Annotated in this window: 15 protein-coding genes and 1 pseudogene; 5 read left to right on the top strand and 11 right to left on the bottom strand. The window is 65.5% G+C overall.

Translation table 11 applies throughout. From position 1 onward, the window contains the following. Positions 1–118: 118 nt before the first annotated feature. A complete protein-coding gene (locus ACWCPQ_RS11225; protein WP_449897191.1) occupies positions 119–901 on the bottom strand; it encodes a hypothetical protein in 783 nt (260 codons plus the stop codon). 271 nt (positions 902–1172) lie between these two features. Then, a pseudogene (locus ACWCPQ_RS11230) lies at positions 1173–2061 on the bottom strand (IS30 family transposase); the annotation flags it as partial. Positions 2062–3309: 1248 nt separating this feature from the next. On the opposite strand from ACWCPQ_RS11230, the gene ACWCPQ_RS11235 reads away from it, so the two are divergent. Continuing rightward, complete coding sequence (locus ACWCPQ_RS11235) at positions 3310–4545, top strand: MFS transporter (protein WP_449897193.1); 1236 nt, start codon at positions 3310–3312, stop codon at positions 4543–4545. Between the two features lie 191 nt (positions 4546–4736). After that, positions 4737–5531, top strand: coding sequence for an acyl-CoA thioesterase domain-containing protein (locus ACWCPQ_RS11240; protein WP_449897195.1), 795 nt, complete (start codon positions 4737–4739; stop codon positions 5529–5531). 269 nt (positions 5532–5800) lie between these two features. On the opposite strand, the gene ACWCPQ_RS11245 is transcribed toward ACWCPQ_RS11240, so the two are convergent. The 4 genes from ACWCPQ_RS11245 to ACWCPQ_RS11260 all read right to left on the bottom strand — a co-directional run bounded on the left by ACWCPQ_RS11245 (position 5801) and on the right by ACWCPQ_RS11260 (position 7845). Then, complete coding sequence (locus ACWCPQ_RS11245; protein ID WP_449897197.1) at positions 5801–6247, bottom strand: DUF1579 family protein; 447 nt, start codon at positions 6245–6247, stop codon at positions 5801–5803. Positions 6248–6358: 111 nt separating this feature from the next. Continuing rightward, positions 6359–6748 (bottom strand): helix-turn-helix domain-containing protein, encoded by a 390-nt coding sequence (locus ACWCPQ_RS11250; RefSeq protein ID WP_449897199.1) that lies wholly within the window; start codon positions 6746–6748, stop codon positions 6359–6361. A gap of 15 nt (positions 6749–6763) precedes the next feature. Further along, positions 6764–7735, bottom strand: coding sequence for a prolyl aminopeptidase (gene pip / locus ACWCPQ_RS11255; protein ID WP_449897201.1), 972 nt, complete (start codon positions 7733–7735; stop codon positions 6764–6766). Further along, positions 7699–7845, bottom strand: a complete 147-nt coding sequence (locus ACWCPQ_RS11260) for a hypothetical protein (RefSeq protein ID WP_449897203.1) — start codon at positions 7843–7845, stop codon at positions 7699–7701. The genes pip and ACWCPQ_RS11260 overlap by 37 nt, the downstream gene beginning before the upstream one ends. A gap of 110 nt (positions 7846–7955) precedes the next feature. On the opposite strand from ACWCPQ_RS11260, the gene ACWCPQ_RS11265 reads away from it, so the two are divergent. Then, on the top strand, positions 7956–8495 hold the full coding sequence (locus ACWCPQ_RS11265) for a recombinase family protein (protein ID WP_449897205.1): 540 nt from the start codon (positions 7956–7958) through the stop codon (positions 8493–8495). A gap of 41 nt (positions 8496–8536) precedes the next feature. Here ACWCPQ_RS11265 and ACWCPQ_RS11270 read toward each other — a convergent pair whose 3' ends face one another. Beyond that, complete coding sequence (locus ACWCPQ_RS11270) at positions 8537–9274, bottom strand: TioE family transcriptional regulator (protein WP_449897207.1); 738 nt, start codon at positions 9272–9274, stop codon at positions 8537–8539. Between the two features lie 89 nt (positions 9275–9363). Between ACWCPQ_RS11270 and ACWCPQ_RS11275 the strand changes: the two genes are divergently transcribed. Next, the gene (locus ACWCPQ_RS11275) at positions 9364–10551 is read left to right on the top strand and encodes an erythromycin esterase family protein (protein WP_449897209.1); all 1188 of its coding nucleotides are present in this window, start codon (positions 9364–9366) and stop codon (positions 10549–10551) included. 94 nt (positions 10552–10645) lie between these two features. Here ACWCPQ_RS11275 and ACWCPQ_RS11280 read toward each other — a convergent pair whose 3' ends face one another. The 4 genes from ACWCPQ_RS11280 to ACWCPQ_RS11295 all read right to left on the bottom strand — a co-directional run bounded on the left by ACWCPQ_RS11280 (position 10646) and on the right by ACWCPQ_RS11295 (position 16558). Next, positions 10646–11905 (bottom strand): amidohydrolase family protein, encoded by a 1260-nt coding sequence (locus tag ACWCPQ_RS11280; protein ID WP_449897211.1) that lies wholly within the window; start codon positions 11903–11905, stop codon positions 10646–10648. A gap of 303 nt (positions 11906–12208) precedes the next feature. Further along, on the bottom strand, positions 12209–13636 hold the full coding sequence (locus tag ACWCPQ_RS11285; RefSeq protein WP_449897213.1) for a FadD3 family acyl-CoA ligase: 1428 nt from the start codon (positions 13634–13636) through the stop codon (positions 12209–12211). 88 nt (positions 13637–13724) lie between these two features. Continuing rightward, positions 13725–14921 carry an amidohydrolase family protein gene (locus ACWCPQ_RS11290; protein WP_449897215.1) on the bottom strand — a complete coding sequence of 399 codons (1197 nt, stop codon included), beginning with the start codon at positions 14919–14921 and terminating at the stop codon, positions 13725–13727. Between the two features lie 38 nt (positions 14922–14959). Further along, on the bottom strand, positions 14960–16558 hold the full coding sequence (locus ACWCPQ_RS11295; protein ID WP_449897217.1) for an AMP-binding protein: 1599 nt from the start codon (positions 16556–16558) through the stop codon (positions 14960–14962). Positions 16559–16648: 90 nt separating this feature from the next. Here ACWCPQ_RS11295 and ACWCPQ_RS11300 point away from each other — a divergent pair, with 90 nt between their 5' ends. Next, entirely contained in the window at positions 16649–17365 is a 717-nt protein-coding gene (locus tag ACWCPQ_RS11300; protein ID WP_449897219.1) for an enoyl-CoA hydratase/isomerase family protein, read from the top strand. The last annotated feature ends 7 nt before the right edge of the window (positions 17366–17372 follow it).

Below are 17372 nucleotides of genomic sequence, written 5' to 3' on the forward strand. Positions count from 1 at the left end.
AGGTCGCTGCGGGCGGCAGGATGACCATCTTTTGGCGTCGCCACCGGACTCCGGCGGGTCGACCGCCACAGCTCCAGTGTCGGGTTCACCCCAGGTCCAGGGCGCGACGCTGTGCTCGTCACAGCTCGACCCTGCGAATCACAGTCCGCCCGGTCTGCGGATCCACATATGGGATCTCGATTGTCCTGAACGGCGTGGGGCTTCGGAACAGTATCTCCTCCTCTTCAGGCCTACCCGTGTACGCACTCACGTCCTTACCGTGCTTCGACAAGAGCTGAAACTCCACAGGAATACCGCTCATGCGGTCGGTGCCGAATGCGGCCTTGTCCGTCCTCGACGCGGAGGTGAATGCCGCCTCGACCAGATCCGGATCATCCCGGTAACGGGCCAACGCTTCGGGTGAAAGGTTGACCCGACGTATGACCCATTTGTTGCTGTAATCGGGCAGCTTGCTCAGGGCCGAGTTGATGTCGTCGCGCAACAGTTGCTGGTAGCGGCTCAGATCGTTCTGGCGTATTGCGAAGTTCAACCCTCCGGAGGTTTTCCCGTAGCGCTGCAGTGCGGACCTGTCAACGTCGGTGACGGCGGGTGTGTCGATCTGCGGGCCGATTGTCGTATCACCCGCACGAGCGGCATCGTCATGTATTCCGAGGGGCTCGCGGCGGTCGTCCTCCCCAAGGATGACGGCCCGAATATCCTTCCCTTCGGGAGAGGTTCTCGATGTCCTGTCGAGTAGCCCTTCGCCCTGCTCTTCGGAACGCGTTACTCCGCCGATCACATCTCGGATATATTGTGCCGCTGCTGCTTCCGACCGCGCCTCTTTCGCCGCCCCTCGAGTCAACTGCTCGGACAGCTGGGCCGCCCATCTCGCAACTTCGTCGGCAGGTTGCCACCGGTTCACGAGATCACACGTCCTCGACCGATGCGTCGAGCCACGAGATTCCCTCCGAATCGCCGGATCCGACAGGCCTGGCCCTACTCCCGCAAATGGAGCCTGGACATACTACCGGATCAGTTTAGCGAATGATGACTTCGACTTGGCCCGCGGACTCCGTCGAGGGCAATCACCCCGACTACGATCTTCGCGGATCGACCTGAGGTCGAGGTACGCCACACCTGCCCGGGCCAGACCGGGCGAGGGACTTTGTTACTGTCCATAAATGATGGCGGTCTCAAAGGGGTAGTGCATCACCGCTGTTCAGGTGTTCAGCGTAGACCTCGGCAGGGCTGCGGTATCCGTGGATCCTGCGGGGCCGGTGGTTGAGTTCGAAGGCGATGGCGTCGAGATCGGTCTGGTCGAATCGGCGCAGGTCAGCGCTCTTGGGTAGGTATTGGCGTAGCAGTCGGTTGGTGTTCTCGTTGGTGCCGCGCTGCCAGGGGCCGCGGGGTTTGCAGAGGTAGATCGGTGTCTGTGTCGCTGCGGTGATGGCTTGATGTCCGGCGATCTCGCGGCCGCGGTCCCAGGTCAGGGTCCGCCGCATCGGTGCGGGCAGCCCGAGTAGGAAGCGTGTCAGGTGTGGTGTGACCTGCTCGGCTTCGATGCCGTCGGGCAGCGCCACCAGGACAGTGAACCGGCTGGTCCGCTCCACCAGCGTGGCGATCGCCGAGGGCCGTGAGCCCATCACCAGATCACCTTCCCAGTGGCCGACGACCTGGCGGGTTTCGACCTCGGCCGGCCGCTCACTGATAGGCACGAGTTCGCGGATCACGCCTCGCCGGTCAGGTTTGCGGGCCCGTTTCGGGTGTCGCATCGGGCGTCCGGTGCGTAACCGCTTGTGTCAGGGTGCGGTCGATCGCCTTGCGTCGCGGGTCGAACAGTGCCAGGTAGATCGCTTCGTGCGAGATCCGCATCGACGGATCGTCAGGGAAGTGTCGCCGCAGCCACCCGGCGATCTGCTCGGGTGACCACAGAGATTCCAGCTTGTCCTCCACCAGCACCCGCAAGTGCGGGCAGGCCGCGAGCTTGGCCGGTCTCGGACGCCGTGCTCGCTGATAGGCCAGCTGGTCAGCGACCGCGGCTCGCTAAGTGCTCTGGCCGCCGGTGCGGGCGATCTCGCGTGATGAACACCGGCCTTCAATGCGAGGAAGTGCCTGTTCAGGTCCTGCTTTCCTGTCCCCGTTCTACGCTGGCGGTGTCTTCTCGTCGAGTATCGGAAGCAGGCTGTCCGGATCGCGCGGATCCAGGCTCGTGACGCCGGCGCTGTTACGAAACACCCGCGAAGCCAGGAGTTCGGCCAGTCCGCCCGACACTGATGACTCCTGTGGTGCTCGAGGGGCTGGCCGGGCTCGGTCAGTTCGGTCCCGAGCCATATGCCCGAGGTGCGCTGGATCGCGGGCGGAGTAGCGAATGTCGGCGAGCATCTGGTCGGGGTACTTGCGATCCCGGTATTCACCGCTAGTGCGCCTGGTCGGCCGCTCATCTGATCCGGCCGGACGTCAGGTAGGAGAGCACGGCAACGCAGAAAACCCACGATCGTGCTGGCAATTTGCCACAAATCCCTAATTCTCGGATATACCCGGGAATTAGGGATTTAAAGTGACGAGTACTTTAGCTCTTATTCGAGCTACAAAATATTTCACACCCACATCTTCCGACATACCTTCTTATTCTTGTGAAAAACGCTTTCGGCAGGGGTTCATATTGGGCGAACCGCCCCCGGGAACGCGGCACGGGGTAACCGGGGCGCGCTGCCCGGGGCTTGGTCGGCGGAGCTGAGAGCTCGGGATGATCAGGAGGTCTTGATCCAGTGCGTAACCTTCATATCGCTCGGCGCGACCCCGAATTTCCCAAACAGGGCGCCGTGGTTGGAGTCGAGGTAGATGTCTTCTTCTTCTGGAAGAAGTTCTCGTTGTACCAGGCGACTCCGAAACGAACCGTGCCCCAACAGCCTTGTTCGCCTCGAGCGTCACAACCTGCCAGTCGTAAGGCCCAGGGCTCGGCTTCGGCCCGTTCTTGATACTCTCCGCCAGGCGCCGGTCCGACTCCTCCAGTTCGGCCGGGCACACCGCCACGGCCTCATCGGTCGCCAGTGTCATCTCGATGTGCGACTCGGCGATGGCCTCCCGGCCGGCCCGACGCTTCTCGGTTCAGCCACCGAGAGAAACGATCCGCCGGACCGTTTCGACCGAAGGCGTAGCAATGGACTGAGTTTCATGTGAATCCCTCCAAAATAAATGCAGCTGCAGTAATGGAAAGCGGCTGTGCCACTGAACATTGCAGGTTTCGACAGATTGCCGCTAAAGTTTTATCCACCGCCACTGAAGTGACCGGTAACTATTGGTTTGCTATACAATATAGTGGGGATGTAGATGCGACTCATCGTTCTGGCCGTAGCGCTCGGGATCGCCTCGGCGGGCGGCTCGGTGGCGCGGATAGCGTTGCTGTTGCTGCTGGAGGATCACTCGGCGCTGTCGGTCTCGGCGTTCCTGTTCGCCGGCTTGGTGCCCGGCGTCTTCCTCGCTCCATTGCTCGCTCCGGCGGTGGATCGCGTCGAATCGCGCAGGCTGCTCACCGTGACACTGCTGGGCCAGGCGGTGATCACTTTGGGCATGGCGGCCTCCGCATCGCTGCCGATCGTGGTGATCCTGGCACTGGCCTTCACCGCCAGTTGCCTGGCAGCCCTGAACGCCCCGGCGATGATGCTGCTGGCCGAAAAGGCCGACGAGACAGCTGCAGCCAACCCAGCGCGCGCCTACTCGATGCTGGATGCCGCGCGCATGACCGGCATGCTGGCCGGCCCGGCACTCGGCGGCGCCGCGGTCGGGCTGCTCGGCTTCTCCTTCACCATGGTGGTCGATGCCGCCGCTACTTGCCTGCTGGTCGCGCTCTTGGCCGCCCTGCGGTTGCGGCGCACTCCGCCCGAAAGCCGCGGGCAACGGCCTACCTGGTGGAAACAGGTTGCAGAAGCGCCCGTACTCCTCGCCTCTGATGTGGTGGTCCGGGCCGCGATGGCCTCGCTGGCGGTGGCCATCGTCTTCACCGCGATTTTCACTGTCGCCGAAGTCTTCTACGTGCGCGACACCCTCGGCGCTACACCGTTGCTGTTCGGCGTAGTGACGACCGCCTTCGTGATCGGCAGGCTCGTCACCTCCTCCTGGATCGCCGGCCGCATCCCGCCCGGGCGGCAGGCCGAAACGCTGGTGCTGGCCGGCCTGTTGATGGGGTTGGGCCTAGCGGGCGCGGGCCTGTCGCACTCGCTGATCGGCGCAATGGCCGGCTTCGCTGCGGCCGGTGCGGCGAATTCTCTGCAGGTTTCCGCGATCATTGTGCTGATCAGCACACATATTCCGGCCGAAGTCAAAGGCCGCGCCTTCGCGGCAATGGGGTCATTCAACAGCGCCGCAACAGTTCTGGGAACGGTCCTCGGGGCTCCGGCGGTCGCCACAGCAGGCCCGGCCGGAGCGCTGGTACTCGCGGGTGCGGGCACCTTCGCGGCGACCGTGCTCGCAACACCTATCTTGCTCGGTCGCAGACGCGAACCTGCAGATGCGGAGCACACCATGAGCGAAGTCGATCTGGAGAAGACAACCGCTCCGCGCACATGACGCTTGTTTCCACTCCGGCACCGCGCTTTATCCGGGCGCCGGACCGGAACTGTCCATTGAATGATCAGTTTTTGAACAGTGGTTATCGGCTGCACCGAGCGCCAAGGCGGTGCGCGACATCAGCGTGGCGGCTGTAACGTGTTCCATTTCAGGATTTTCGACAGACAGTCCGAAGGGGGGATAGACCACAGATGGTGAGTTTCTTCGACCGGCAAGGCGATCAACTCGTCGCGGAGAAGCTGGCGATCAGTCCGTGGGCGCCGGCGAACCTGAGCGGGACCGGGGTGTGCGGTCTGCTGGCCCGGGAACTGGAGGACCACTGCCCTGACGGCTTTGTTCCGGCCCGCCTCACCGCGGACCTCTACCAGCCTGTGCGCAACGCACCCTTCGAGATGCGCAGTACCGTGGTCCGCCGCGGGTCACGGATCACCGTCGCCGATACAGCCCTCGTGCAGGACGGCCAAGACCGCGTCCGGGCATCGGCCATATTCTTGACCCCCGGCGCCGAACCGCCGGGGGAAGTATGGAGTCCTTCCGAAGAGTTGCCCGTTCCTCCTGAGGGCTGCATGTCCCCAGAAGGTTCCCCGCCGCTGTTCAAAAGCGGTGACCGTGACTGGACCTCCGATTTCGGCGCGAACCAGAACGCCAACCGCAAGATCACCTGGCAGAGCCTGCCGCCGCTGGTCGGCGGCGAGCCGATCACCCCGTTCCAGCGCGCCGCAATCATAGGCGACGCGACCAACCACCTGTGCCATTGGGGAACAGCGGGTGCGGGCTACATCAACGCCGACGTCACGGTGAACCTCTCCCGGCTCCCGATCGGCTACGAACTCGGCCTGCGCGCCGACAACATCATCGCTTCGGCGGGGATCTCCATCGGCGCCGCCACACTCTACGACCGCACCGGGCCCGTCGGCACCTGCGTGGTAACCACCCTGTCCAACGCCCGGCGTCAGATCGACTTCTCGACCAACCCACTCGCCTGAAACCCGGTTCGGCGCCAGCGCCTCTCGGGGACTCCCCGCCCAGCCGCGCTGTGTTCGAGAACCGGGCGTTCTTGAACGGCTATCCGCTTCCAAAGATCGTTGACCGGCGATGATCGTTTCTCGCGATGTTCAAGAATGCATCAATTGATGGACGGCTGTCGCGGCCGTAAAGCCGACGCGGTCGGATCGCGCACGCCTTCGAGATGACACCCGAGGCGACCAGACCGGCGCGCGCGTCCCACCCGAGCTGCTGACGACCCGCACGCCAATCATTCGATGGTGGTGAAGTTCATGCGCATCCACGGGATCCATGTGCCCGTGCCGGGGTTACGTTCCCACAGCGCGGACATCGACGTTCCGTCTTCGGATGGCCGGAGAGTGCTGCGCATTCCTTCGCCGTCGAAGAGCCAGGACCCATCGGCGTTCGGGCGTGCCGTCATAGTGCTGTACGAACCGGAGGCGTCGAAGGCCCGCATCGCGTAGGTACCGGCCTCCGGGTCGTAGTCGCCGATCAGTTCGAGAGCCCGAGTGCGTTCGTCACCCATCATCACGTCGACGCGGTGCAGGATCCATCGGTCTCCGGTCATCCACTCGTATTCGTCTGTGCCCTCGATTGTCGATGTCTGCCGGCCTTGCTCGTCGAGGACCACACCGGATGTCTTCCACCGGCCGATGACCGATTCGAACCGGAGCATTGCGTGGATGGGTGCGGCCATTCGAGGTTCACTCTTTCGTCGGCGGGACACACTCGGCCCCGAGCACGGCTTGCATAGATGCTCGGGCGATGCGCTCATGGAGCAGACGAGCGGGACCGGGCGAACTCATCGTTACTTTCGATTCTCGATATGCTGCTTACCGGTCGATTCGGGGATGTATTTGTACAGCGTGGTCCGGGATACCCCCAGCAGCCGCGCGATCGAGGACACCGACTCATCCGGCCGGGTCAGCAGCGCGCGGGCCTGCCGGATCTGTTCCTCGCTCATGGCCGGTGGCCGGCCGAGGCGCTGCCCGCGGGCTCGTGCCGCGGCCAGGCCTTCGTGGGTGCCCTCGACGATGAGCTCGCGGATGAATTCGGCCAGCGCGGCGAAGACATGAAACACCGGGCGCCCGCCGGGGGTGGTGGTGTCGAGGGCTTCGTGCAGGGCGCGGAACCACGTTCCAGGCTCGCACGCCCGGGTGAGAGACCTGTCTATCTGGGGTGTACTCCAGTTGGACAATGGTGCAGGAGTCGCTCAACTGGCAAATCGGGCAATGGCATCGAGAACGGCAGCTTGCATGGCGGGGCTGCCGGTGTGGCCGGAGTCGTCGATGATCCGCAGTTCTGCGTCGGGCCAGGCTCCAGTGAGTTCCCAGGCGGTGAGCAGTGGTCCAGACAGGTCGAGACGACCGTGGATGAGAATGCCGGGGATCCCGGCGAGGCGGTGAGCGTCACGGAGCAACTGGCCGTCGTCGAGCCAGGCGGCATGGGCGAAATAGTGAGTGCAGATCCGCACCAACGCCAACCGTGCCGCATCCGGTTTGGCGCTGTATTGGCCCGGCGCGCCGAGGGCTTCGTGCGCGATCACCGCATCCTCCCACGCGCACCATTCCTGCGCAGCCCTTTCGCGCACTGCCGGATCCGGGTGCTCCATCAGTCGCCGGTACGCCTCGACCAGATTCCCTTCCCGGTCCGCGGCGGGCGCCCCGTCGCGGAACCGCTCCCATTCGACCGGCAGCAGCAACCGCAGGCCGTGGTAGAGCCAGTCGATCTCCCGTGGTCGGGTCATGGTCACACCGACCAGCACGATCCCGGTCACACGGTCCGGGTGACGCTGGGCGTAGGCCAGGATCAGGGTCGAACCCCACGAGCCGCCGTAGAGCAGCCATCGTTCGATACCGAGGTGCTCGCGCAGCAGCTCCATATCGGCAAGCAGGTGTTCGGTGGTGTTGTGCGCCATATCCACGGAAGGGTCGGCGGCATGCGGCAGACTCTCGCCGCATCCGCGCTGGTCGAACAGCACAATCCGAAACGCGTCGGGATCGAATCTCCCACCCGCCTCGCGGCGCCCGCCACTGCCGGGACCGCCGTGCACCACCAGAGCGGGTTGGCCGTTCGGATTCCCGCTGGTTTCCCAATAGATCCGGTTGTCGTCACCGACATCCAGTAACCCGGACTCGTAGGGCCCGATCACGGGAAACGGTTGCCGCGCTTCGGAAACAGACACAACCCGTAACGGTAGTCGTGGCCGATCGCCGACCGTCGCCGGCCGGGCAGCGCAATGTTGGATGATGCCGCGTGCGGATTCACGAAGCGGGTGAACACGAGTTCGAGCATCGGTGTACACGGCTTCGAACATCGACAAACGTCCAGGTCGACCGAAGTCGGCAACTGTTCAAAACAGTGTCGTAAAGCCTGACCGTCCAACAATGGATAATCACCCTTTTATGTACGATTACCGGGCGACGGACACCGCTGCGCTCGAACCGCTTTCTCTCGACGGCGATGCCCTGGATCCGATCGGTGGGGGAGGAGCGCTGATCGGGTACGCCGGCGTCTCGACTCGCGACCAGAACCTCGACCGGCAGACCCGCGCCCTGAAGGCGGCCGGGTGCAAGAAGGTGTTCTCCGACAGGAAGTCCGGGAAGGACGTCGAGCGCGAACAGCTCGCGAAGTGCTTGGACTACATGCGCGCCGGCGACACCCTCGTGGTCGCGTCGCTGGATCGGCTCGGCCGCAGCCTGCAGGACTTGATCTCGATCGTGGCCGACCTGCGGTGGCGCGGTATCGGTTTCCCGAACGCGACCATCAGATCGCCCGCCGTGCTGCGAAGGGCTCGGCCCATGGCCGGCCACCGATGTTCGATGCCGAGGTCTACAAGCGGCATAACGTGGTCGAACGTTGCTTCGACCGGCTCGAACAGTTCCGTGGCCTGGCAACCCGTTACGCCGAACGTGCCGCTTACCACCAGGCAGAACTCACCATAGCCGCGATCGTGCTCTGGTTGCGATGAATTACAGGACAGGTCCTAGTCGCGACCGCCGGTCGGATGCGGCAGGGGATCGTCCCGGAGCTCCAGGTACTCGCCGAGCCGGCCCGCGGCCGCCAACATGGCCAGACCTCGCGCGGTGATCCTGCGCTGCCAATCGGCCAGTGCGCCCGCAAGGGTCTCGGTGTCGCCGGCGGTGCGGATCTGTTCGACCACCGCGGCGATTCGGTGCAGTCCGTAGCCGCCGCGGCGGAGCAGGTGCGCCAGTTCGGCGTCGCGGATATCGGCGGCTGTGTAGAAGCGATAACCGGTCCCCGGATCGCGTTCGGGAGTGAGGATGCCGGTGTTCTCCCACGCGCGCAATGTCGCCGGGGTGACGTGCAGGTGATGCGCCAGTTCCCCGACGGTACGGGTGGTGGAGACAGTGGGCGGGCCGGGAAGGCCGGGGTGGTGTTCGGCGGTGAGGTGCCCGATGGCCCTGCGGACGGTGTCGAGAGTTTCGCGATCACGGAGCAGTTGTTCGTGACCGCGGTCGAGGAGTTTCAGCGCGGCGTCGATATCGGCGTCATGGATCGCGGTCATGGCGCGCCCGGCGAGCGTATGCCCGTACGCGGTGACGAGCGCGCGGAAGGCCCGCAATGCCGCCGCGTGCGTTTCGGTGTAGATCCGGTATCCGCTCGGGGTGCGCTCGGCGGGTGGTATGAACCCGTCTCGCTCGTAGTTGCGGACGGCCTGGGTGGACAGCCCGTGCTCGCGGGCGAGATCGGCCGGTCGCATATTTTTCATCGTTTTGAGACATTATCGGATGTTGACTGCGTGGTGACCGAAAAAGTATCAACCGACTCTTCAAAGATATGATCGAAGAAGTGAATGAACCCCTGGAAGCCCTCGCTATCGCGCCCACCGACCTGCTGGCATTCGGTGAACCGACCCATCTGGAACCTGCTTTCGCCTGGACCCGCAACGACCTCTTCGCGGAACTGGCCGGCCACGGCTACCGATCGATCGCCCTGGAAACCGACCGGGTGGCCGCGCTCGTCGTGGACGATTACGTACGGCACGGGACAGGCACGCTCGATACCGCCATGGCGCGGGGTTTCTCGCACGGGCTCGGTGACTTCGCCGCGAATCGGGGCCTTGTCGCCTGGATGCGGGAATACAACGACGGCCGCCCGGCGGACGAACGCCTCGCCTTCCACGGCTTCGACGCCCCGCTGGAGACGATGAGCGCACCCAGTCCACGCCACTACCTCGAATACGCTCGTGACTATCTGGGACTCGGCCTCGAGTTGGCCGGCCCGGCCGGTGCCGACGGCCGGTGGCACCGCAGCGAGGCGGTTCTGGACCCGGCCGAATCGGTCGGGGCGACCGGTGACGCGGAAGCTTTGCGCGTACTGGCCGACGATATGCTCATCGCGCTCTACGCCCGGGCGCCCGAGCTCGTGGCGAGCACCTCGCGCGCCGAGTGGTTCCGGGCCGAAACGTATCTCACCGCCGGGCTCGGTCTGCTGCGCTATCACAAGCAGGCGGCTCAGCAGCTCGAACAGGAAGTGCGCTGGACCCGGTTGTGCGTCACCAGGGATGCGTTGATGGCGCAGAATCTGTTCGATATCCGGCGTATGGAGGCCGACCGGGGCGCGACACTGGTATTCGCGCACAACAGCCATCTCCAGCGGAACCCGAGCAGTATGCGGATGGGTGAGATGCAGATCGACTGGTCCGGTGCGGGGGCGATCGCCGCATCCTTGATGGGTGCGAGGTACACCGTGGTGATCGGATCCCTGGGCCGCGACGAATCGATGGATCTGCACGAGCCGGAACCGGACACCTACGAGGGATGGCTGCAGACCCGGGTCGCCACTCGGGGTTTCGTGAATCCGGCGGATATCCCCGATGCGCGCGGCCGTGCCGACCACACTCCCGCGCAGGGCTATTTCGTGCTCGACCGGGCGACCGTCGCGGCGGCCGACGCGATCCTGCACATCCATGACGGCGCCGCGGTCCGCGGTCCCGGGTCGAGTGTCCCGGTCGCGAGCCACCCGCCGGCGGTGTGATGCTCAGATGCCCGCCGATACCTTCCGGGTCGTCACGGTCCGGAAGGAACCGGTTCGGCGGCGGCGGGGACGACGGGACCGCCCCCGTTCCGGCTCAGCTCGCGTGCTTGGCAGCGTAGCGTTGCGCGTACTCCGCGCGGGTCGTGGTGGACAGGTCCACATCGGTGGCCTTCGCGCGTAGCGCCCCGACTGTCGCCTCCTCGCGGGGGATGTGCGCGAACGGATCCCAGTTCAGGAACCGGCAGGCGTTCTGCCAGGTGATCTTGTCGATATCGGAATCGTCGGCCCCCGCGCCCTCGAGTTCGTTCAGTACGAACTCCGGTGCGCCCGGCCACAGTGAATCCGAATGCGGATAGTCGCATTCCCAGGCGATATTGTCTATACCGATCTCGTGCCGCAGTTTCAACGAGGTGGGATCGGTGACGTAGCAGGCCAGTACATGCTCCCGGAAGACCTCGCTGGGCATCTTGCCGCCGAAATCCCGGCGCAGCCAGCGCTGGTTGGTGTAGTGCCGGTCGGAGCGGTCCAGGAAGAACGGGATCCAGCCGACGCCGCCCTCGGACAGGGCGACCTTCAGCTTCGGATAGCTGCGGAAGGCGGGGCCCCACAGCAGATCCTGGGTGGCGATCAGCGAGATACTGGGCGCCAGGACCATCAGGTTGTCGATGGGCGCGTTCGGAGCCAGTTTGAGGACGCCGAAACCCTGTCCGATGTGCAGGTTCATCACGGTGTCGTTATCGCAGAGCGCCTGGAACACCGGGCCCCAGTAGTCGATATCGTGATAGCTGGGCAGGCCGTCGATATGTGGCAGTTCCGGCATGGTCACCGAATGACAGCCCTTGGCGGCGACCCGGTTGATCTCGTCGATCGCGAGCTGCGGTTCCCACAGGGGCAGGATCGCGATCGGGATGAACCGGTCCGGGTAGGCGCCGGCCCATTCGTCGATATGCCAGTCGTTGTAGGCCGAGATCATCGCGACGGTGATCTCGTCCATTCCGCCGCGGCTCAGATGCCCGGCGCTGAAGCCGGTGAAGGTGGGGAAGCACATGGAGCCGAGCACGCCGTTGGCGTCCATATCGCGGACCCGGTCGTGGATGTCGTATACCGCGGGCCGCATCTCGGCGTACCCGGCGGGATCGTAGCCCCACTCCTCGGCGGGCCAGGAGACGACCGCGTTGAGACCGGTGACCCCGGTGGGGCGGTCACGGTAGATCCAGCGGTCGATACCGGTGTCGTCCACGACGACCTTGGGCACGTATTCGGCGTACTTCTTCGGCGCGTGGTTGGCGAACATATCGCGCGGTTCGACCACATGGTCGTCGATGCTCACCAGAATCATGTCGTCGATATTCACCGGACTCCTCGCTGTTCATGGTCGACGCCGGGCGCGGCCCGGACTAGGAGATCGAAAATCTCTCCAAATGAGAATCCCACTCTCGGTTGGATTCGACGATACACCGTGGCCCGTACCCGGGTCGAGATGGTCATCGGCCGGATCCCCGAGTCGGGGATCGGCCCGACGGGCACACCGGACCCCGCCACCGCGGCGTACGCGGAGGCGGAGTCGCGGCTTCGGTCTCCGCGGGGCGACTCGGAACGGTCGCGTGGGTCGCACCCGGCCCGGCCGCAGTCCTCTGAGGGCGGCTCTTCCCGGCGCTCAGCGCAGCTGATCCTTCATCACCTTGCCGGTGGCGTTGAGCGGTAGTCCGTCGAGGAAGACGATCGACCGCGGCACCTTGTACCCGGCCATCCGCTCCCTGGCCCAGGCGATCAGGTCCGCCTCTCCGATCTCGGTACGTGCTACGACGAATGCCCTGCCCACCTGGCCCATTCGTTCATCGGGCACTCCGATCACCGCGGCCTGTGCCACTGCGGGATGTTCCAGGAGGAACCCTTCGATCTCGGCGGGGTAGGCGTTGAAGCCCCCGACGATGTACATATCCTTCTTGCGGCCGATCACTTTCAGCCGCCCGCCCTCGTCCAAGGTCCCCAGATCTCCGGTGTGCAACCAGCCGTCGGCATCGACGGCCGCCGCACTGGCCTCGGGGTCGTCGAGATAGCCCTGCATCACGCTGTATCCGCGGATGAGCACTTCCGAGTCGTCGGCGATCCGCAGTTCGATACCGTCGCAGGCGCTGCCCGCGGTGGTCGCGATCTGTTCGAAGGTGTCCCCTGGGCGCGACGCGGTGGCCGTACCGGCCTCGGTGAGCCCGTATCCGGTCATGATCGATCGGAACGGTAGTTCCTCCCGGATCCGGCGGATCAGGTCGACCGGGATATCCGCGGCGCCGGTCACCGCGGCACGCAACGAGGAGATATCGCGGGTGCCCCGGTATTCCAGCAGCGAGTGGTACAGCGTCGGCGGCCCCGGCAGCATGGTGATCCGTTCGGTCGCCACGAGTTCGATCACCCGATCCACCTCGAAAACCGGTACCGGCAGCATGGTCGCGCCACGGACCAGCGCCGCCACGATCCCCGCCTTCAGGCCGAAGGTATGGAAGAACGGGTTGACCATCAGGTAGCGGTCGCCGTGCCGCAGATCCGCCAGGTCACACCACTCCGAATACAGCCGCAGGGTCTGCGCATGGTTCATCATCACGCCCTTGGGGCGTCCGGTGGTACCCGAGGTGTAGATGATGTCGGCGATATCGGTACCCGCGACCTCCCGTTCGAAAGGTGCACCGCCGGTGAGGAAATCGGATTTCAGATCGTAGACCGGTACGCCCGGCGGTGCCGGAAAGTCCGCGCCGAGGAAACCCTTCTGCACCAGCAGCGCCTTCGCTCCGCTGCGGCGGATGACATCGGCGGCCTCCTCGGTCTTGAACCGGGTGTTGACCGGTACCAGCACGCCGCCCGCGGTCATCAGGCCGAGGGCGGCGACGATCCACTCCGCCGAATTGGGTGCCCAGACGGCCACCCGGTCGCCGGGGCCGATCCCGGCTTCGGCGAACGACCCCGCGGCCCGGCGGATCCGATCCACCAGCTCGTTGTAGCTCCACCGCAGCTCCCCGTCGACGACCGCTTCGGCATCGCCGAAGCGGTCCGCCGTCGACAGGGCGAGCTGCGGGATGGTCTCCCAGGTCATGCTGTGGACCCGCTCGGACTGTGCCGCCTGGGTATGAGCGGGGGCCCTGCGTGGTTACGCTGCGCTGCCGCCTCCGGGCCTGACCCGCTCATACCTTCAGCAGCCGCGCCAGGTTGCCGCCCATGATCTTGGCCTGTTTGGCCTGCGGCATATCCTTGATCTCGTTGATGTAGCGGGCGGGCTCGGCCAAGCCTTCCGGGTGCGGCCAGTCCGAGCCGAACAGCACATGGTCCTCGCCCATGACCTGCGACAGGCGTTCCAGGTCCTCTTCCCAGAAGGGGCTCACGTAGAGGCTCTGCTTGATGGCCTCGATCGGATCGCGGAAGCCGAAGCCCTCCGGCGCCTTCTTGTAGACGTCGGACAGCTGCTGCAGCAGCGGCTCGAGCCAGGCCGAACCGTTCTCGATGACGGCGATCTTCAGGTCGGGGAAGCGGTTCAGCGCGCCGTGGCACACCCAAGAAGCGACCGCATCGGTCACCGGCCGCCACTGGTTGGTCATGGCGAAGGTGTTGGTCTGGAACGGCAGCATCTCGGAATCGCTACCGTCCCACTCGGCGTCGAAACGCGAGTAGCCGCTGTCGGAGGAGTGCATGGTGACCAGGACGTCCAGTTCCTGTACGCGCTTCCAGAACGGATCGAATTCCGGCATCGCGAACGAGCGCATCCCCTTGAATCCGGGCACCGGCGCCGGGCGCACCAGGATCGCCTTGGCGCCGTGTTCGACGACGGCCCAGTTCAGCTCGTCGATCGCCCGTTCGACGATCGGCAGGGTGATCACCGGGACGGTGAAGATGCGGCCGGAGTGGACGAAGCTGCCGTCCTGGCCCCAGTCGTCGAGCATCCACCGGTTCAGCGATTCGATCACCGCGTGGATCAGCTCGGGATGGTGGCGCATCCGCTCCTCGACCAGGCTGGCCAGGGTCGGGAACATCAGCGCGCGCTGCAGCTGCAGATCGTCCATGACCTGTAGCCGGGCTTCCGGGTTGCGGAAGGCGTCGATCGCCTTCATCGACTTGCCGAAGATCTCGCGCCGGCTCTTGCCCTCGGGATTGCCGTGCTTGAAGTACTGCTCCATCGCGCCGGGGCGCGCCACGACCTCGAAGGTGGGGTTGGGGATGTACTCGCTGATCTGGCCGAGTACCGCGATCTTGGTGCGGCCGTTGATCTCGACGTACTGGATGGCGCCCTTGTACTTCTCCGGCAGGTGCCGGGTGAGCGCTTCCTTGGTCTCGTAGAGATGGTTGTCCGCGTCGAAGAGCTGGTACGGCAGCTCGACTCTACTCATGGAATCCTCCTTGGCTATTTATGAGAATCGTATTCTCATCAACGCTCGGTCGCAACGGCCTCGTCGCGCGCTGCGGCCAGATCGCGCCGGACGACGAACTTCTGGATCTTTCCGCTGGGGGTCCTTGGGAAATCGGTGACGATATGCAGTTCCTCGGGCCACTTCTGTCTGGCCAGTCCCGCCTGCGCGAAATGCGCCCGCAGCGCCTCGATATCGGGTTCGGGCCGATCGGGCAGACAGCGCACGACCGCGGCCGTCCGCTCGCCGAGGCGCGGGTCGGGGACCGCTACCGCGATCCCCTCGGCCACGCCGGGCAGGGTGAGCAGCACCTCCTCCACCTCGAGGGCGCTCACGTTCTCACCGCCCCGGATGATGACGTCGGATTTGCGGTCGGTGATGGTGAGGTAGCCGTCCGCGTCGAGAACGCCGATATCGCCGGTGTGGTACCAGCCCTCGGCGTCGAAGGCGCCGGCGGTGAGCTCGGGGTCGGTGTAGCCCAGGCACAGATCTGGGCCGCGGCTGATGATCTCCCCGTCCTCGCTCACCCGGAACTCCACCCCGGGCAGCGCGTTGCCGTCGGTGAACAGGCGTTTGTCCGCCGGTGCGGTGGAGAGGGATCCGGTGATCGACGGGTGCTCGGTACTGCCGTACGAGCGGAACACCGTGATACCGAGCTCTTCGAGGCGGGTGCTCACCGCCGCCGGTACCGCCGCCCCGCCCAGTCCGGCGTAGCGCAGTTGCGCGAGGTGGGTGGGTCTGTAGTCGGGATGATCGAGCAGACTGGTGACGAAATAGCTCACGCCGCCGCCCACGCAGATGTTCTCGCTCGCCATCAGTTCGAGTACCCGGCCGGGGTCCCAGAGGTCGAGCAGATGGATCGGGGCGCCGTCGAGCACCGGGATCAGCAGCGCGTTGAGCATGCCGATGAAATGGCCCACCGGTGCGGAGGTGAGTTGGTCACCGCGATCGGACGGGTACATCCCGGCCAGCTGGCGCACTTCGTAGCCCAGGGTGTTGTGACTGTGCACCACGCCTTTCGGGGCCCGGGTGGTGCCCGAGGTGAACGCGATACACGCGGCACTGTCCGGATCGGTGCGCAGGACACCCGTCAGCGGTTCGGGATCGAGCAGGTCGTCGAAATCGCGGCCGACCACTCCGACCACCGGTACCGCCGCGCACAGCCGCGGGTCGAATTCGTTGTGGCCGAAACGTTCACAAGTGATGAACGCCGTCGGGGCGACAGCGTTCAGGATGTAGCCGAGTTCCTTGCGTCCGTAGAAATGCGCGATCGGCACCACCGTGGTGCCCAGTAGCGCGGAGGCCCAGTAGGTGGCCGCCGCCTCCATCCAGTTCGGGAGCTGGAACGCGACCACATCGCCCGGCCCGACCCCGCGCCGTCGCAGGCCGGCGGCCAGGCGGCGTGCGATCCGTTCGACCTCGGCGAATGTTCCCGACCAGGGCCGGATCCGCGAATGGACGCGGAAGGTCGCGCCGGGGGCGTTCGCCAGGCTGCGGGCCAGCAGTTCGCCGAGGGTCTCGTCGGTCCACCAGCCCGCTTCGCGATAGCGCAGAGCCAGTTCGGGGAGGACTTCGCGTACGGGTGCGCCGGGCCCGCCCGTGCGCCGTGGCTGCGGCATATCGAACTCCCGATCCGGCCGCCGGAAATCAGCGGAAAGTATATGGTTCTCTAGGTAAGAGAATCATATTTCCGCCGAGGAGAACAAGTAGTGATCGAGCTCGAACTGGCGGACGGTCTGGCCGTCGTCACGATCAATCGACCGCAGGCTCGCAATGCCATCGCCCTCGACACGATGGACGAGCTGGACAAGGCCGTGGACGGTGCGGCCGGTGCCCGGGCCCTGGTGATCACCGGCGCGGGTGACCGAGCCTTCGTATCCGGTGGCGACCTCAAGGAACTGGCCGCGCTGCGGACGGTGCAACAGGCCTCGGCCATGGCGAACCGGATGCGGGAGGTCTGCGACAAGATCGCGGGCTTCCCGGGGCCGGTGATCGCCGCGCTGAACGGACATGCGCTGGGGGGCGGCGCCGAGGTGGCGGTGGCTGCCGATATCCGGATCGCCGCGGCCGATATCGAGATCGGCTTCAATCAGGTGGCGCTGGCGATCATGCCCGCCTGGGGCGGTGCGGAAAGGCTGACCCGGCTGGTCGGGCGCGGCCGGGCGTTGTTGCTGGCGGGATCGGGGGAGATTCTGTCGGCCCCGGACGCCGAGCGTCTCGGTCTGGTGGACCGGGTGCTACCGCGTGCCGAATTCGACGACGGCTGGCGGGCCCTGGCCCGATCCCTGGCCAACCCCTCGGCGGCCTCGATCAAACGCGTCGTCGACGGGGCGGGCCCACAGGAGGCCGTGGCCGCCTTCGCCGAACTCTGGGTGGCCGACGCGCACTGGGCGGCGGCCGACCGGGTGATGAACCGCGGTCGATGAGGCCGGG

Source organism: Nocardia sp. NPDC001965 (genome assembly GCF_053594175.1).

What these genes read in the sequence shown, in the direction of transcription:
- ACWCPQ_RS11235 (WP_449897193.1), top strand. Translation starts at nt 3,310, where the DNA reads ATGCGACTCATCGTTCTGGCCGTAGCGCTCGGGATCGCCTCGGCGGGC.
- ACWCPQ_RS11240 (WP_449897195.1), top strand. Translation starts at nt 4,737, where the DNA reads ATGGTGAGTTTCTTCGACCGGCAAGGCGATCAACTCGTCGCGGAGAAG.
- ACWCPQ_RS11245 (WP_449897197.1), bottom strand. Translation starts at nt 6,247, where the DNA reads ATGGCCGCACCCATCCACGCAATGCTCCGGTTCGAATCGGTCATCGGC.
- ACWCPQ_RS11260 (WP_449897203.1), bottom strand. Translation starts at nt 7,845, where the DNA reads ATGCTCGAACTCGTGTTCACCCGCTTCGTGAATCCGCACGCGGCATCA.
- ACWCPQ_RS11265 (WP_449897205.1), top strand. Translation starts at nt 7,956, where the DNA reads ATGTACGATTACCGGGCGACGGACACCGCTGCGCTCGAACCGCTTTCT.
- ACWCPQ_RS11270 (WP_449897207.1), bottom strand. Translation starts at nt 9,274, where the DNA reads ATGCGACCGGCCGATCTCGCCCGCGAGCACGGGCTGTCCACCCAGGCC.
- ACWCPQ_RS11285 (WP_449897213.1), bottom strand. Translation starts at nt 13,636, where the DNA reads ATGACCTGGGAGACCATCCCGCAGCTCGCCCTGTCGACGGCGGACCGC.
- ACWCPQ_RS11290 (WP_449897215.1), bottom strand. Translation starts at nt 14,921, where the DNA reads ATGAGTAGAGTCGAGCTGCCGTACCAGCTCTTCGACGCGGACAACCAT.
- ACWCPQ_RS11295 (WP_449897217.1), bottom strand. Translation starts at nt 16,558, where the DNA reads ATGCCGCAGCCACGGCGCACGGGCGGGCCCGGCGCACCCGTACGCGAA.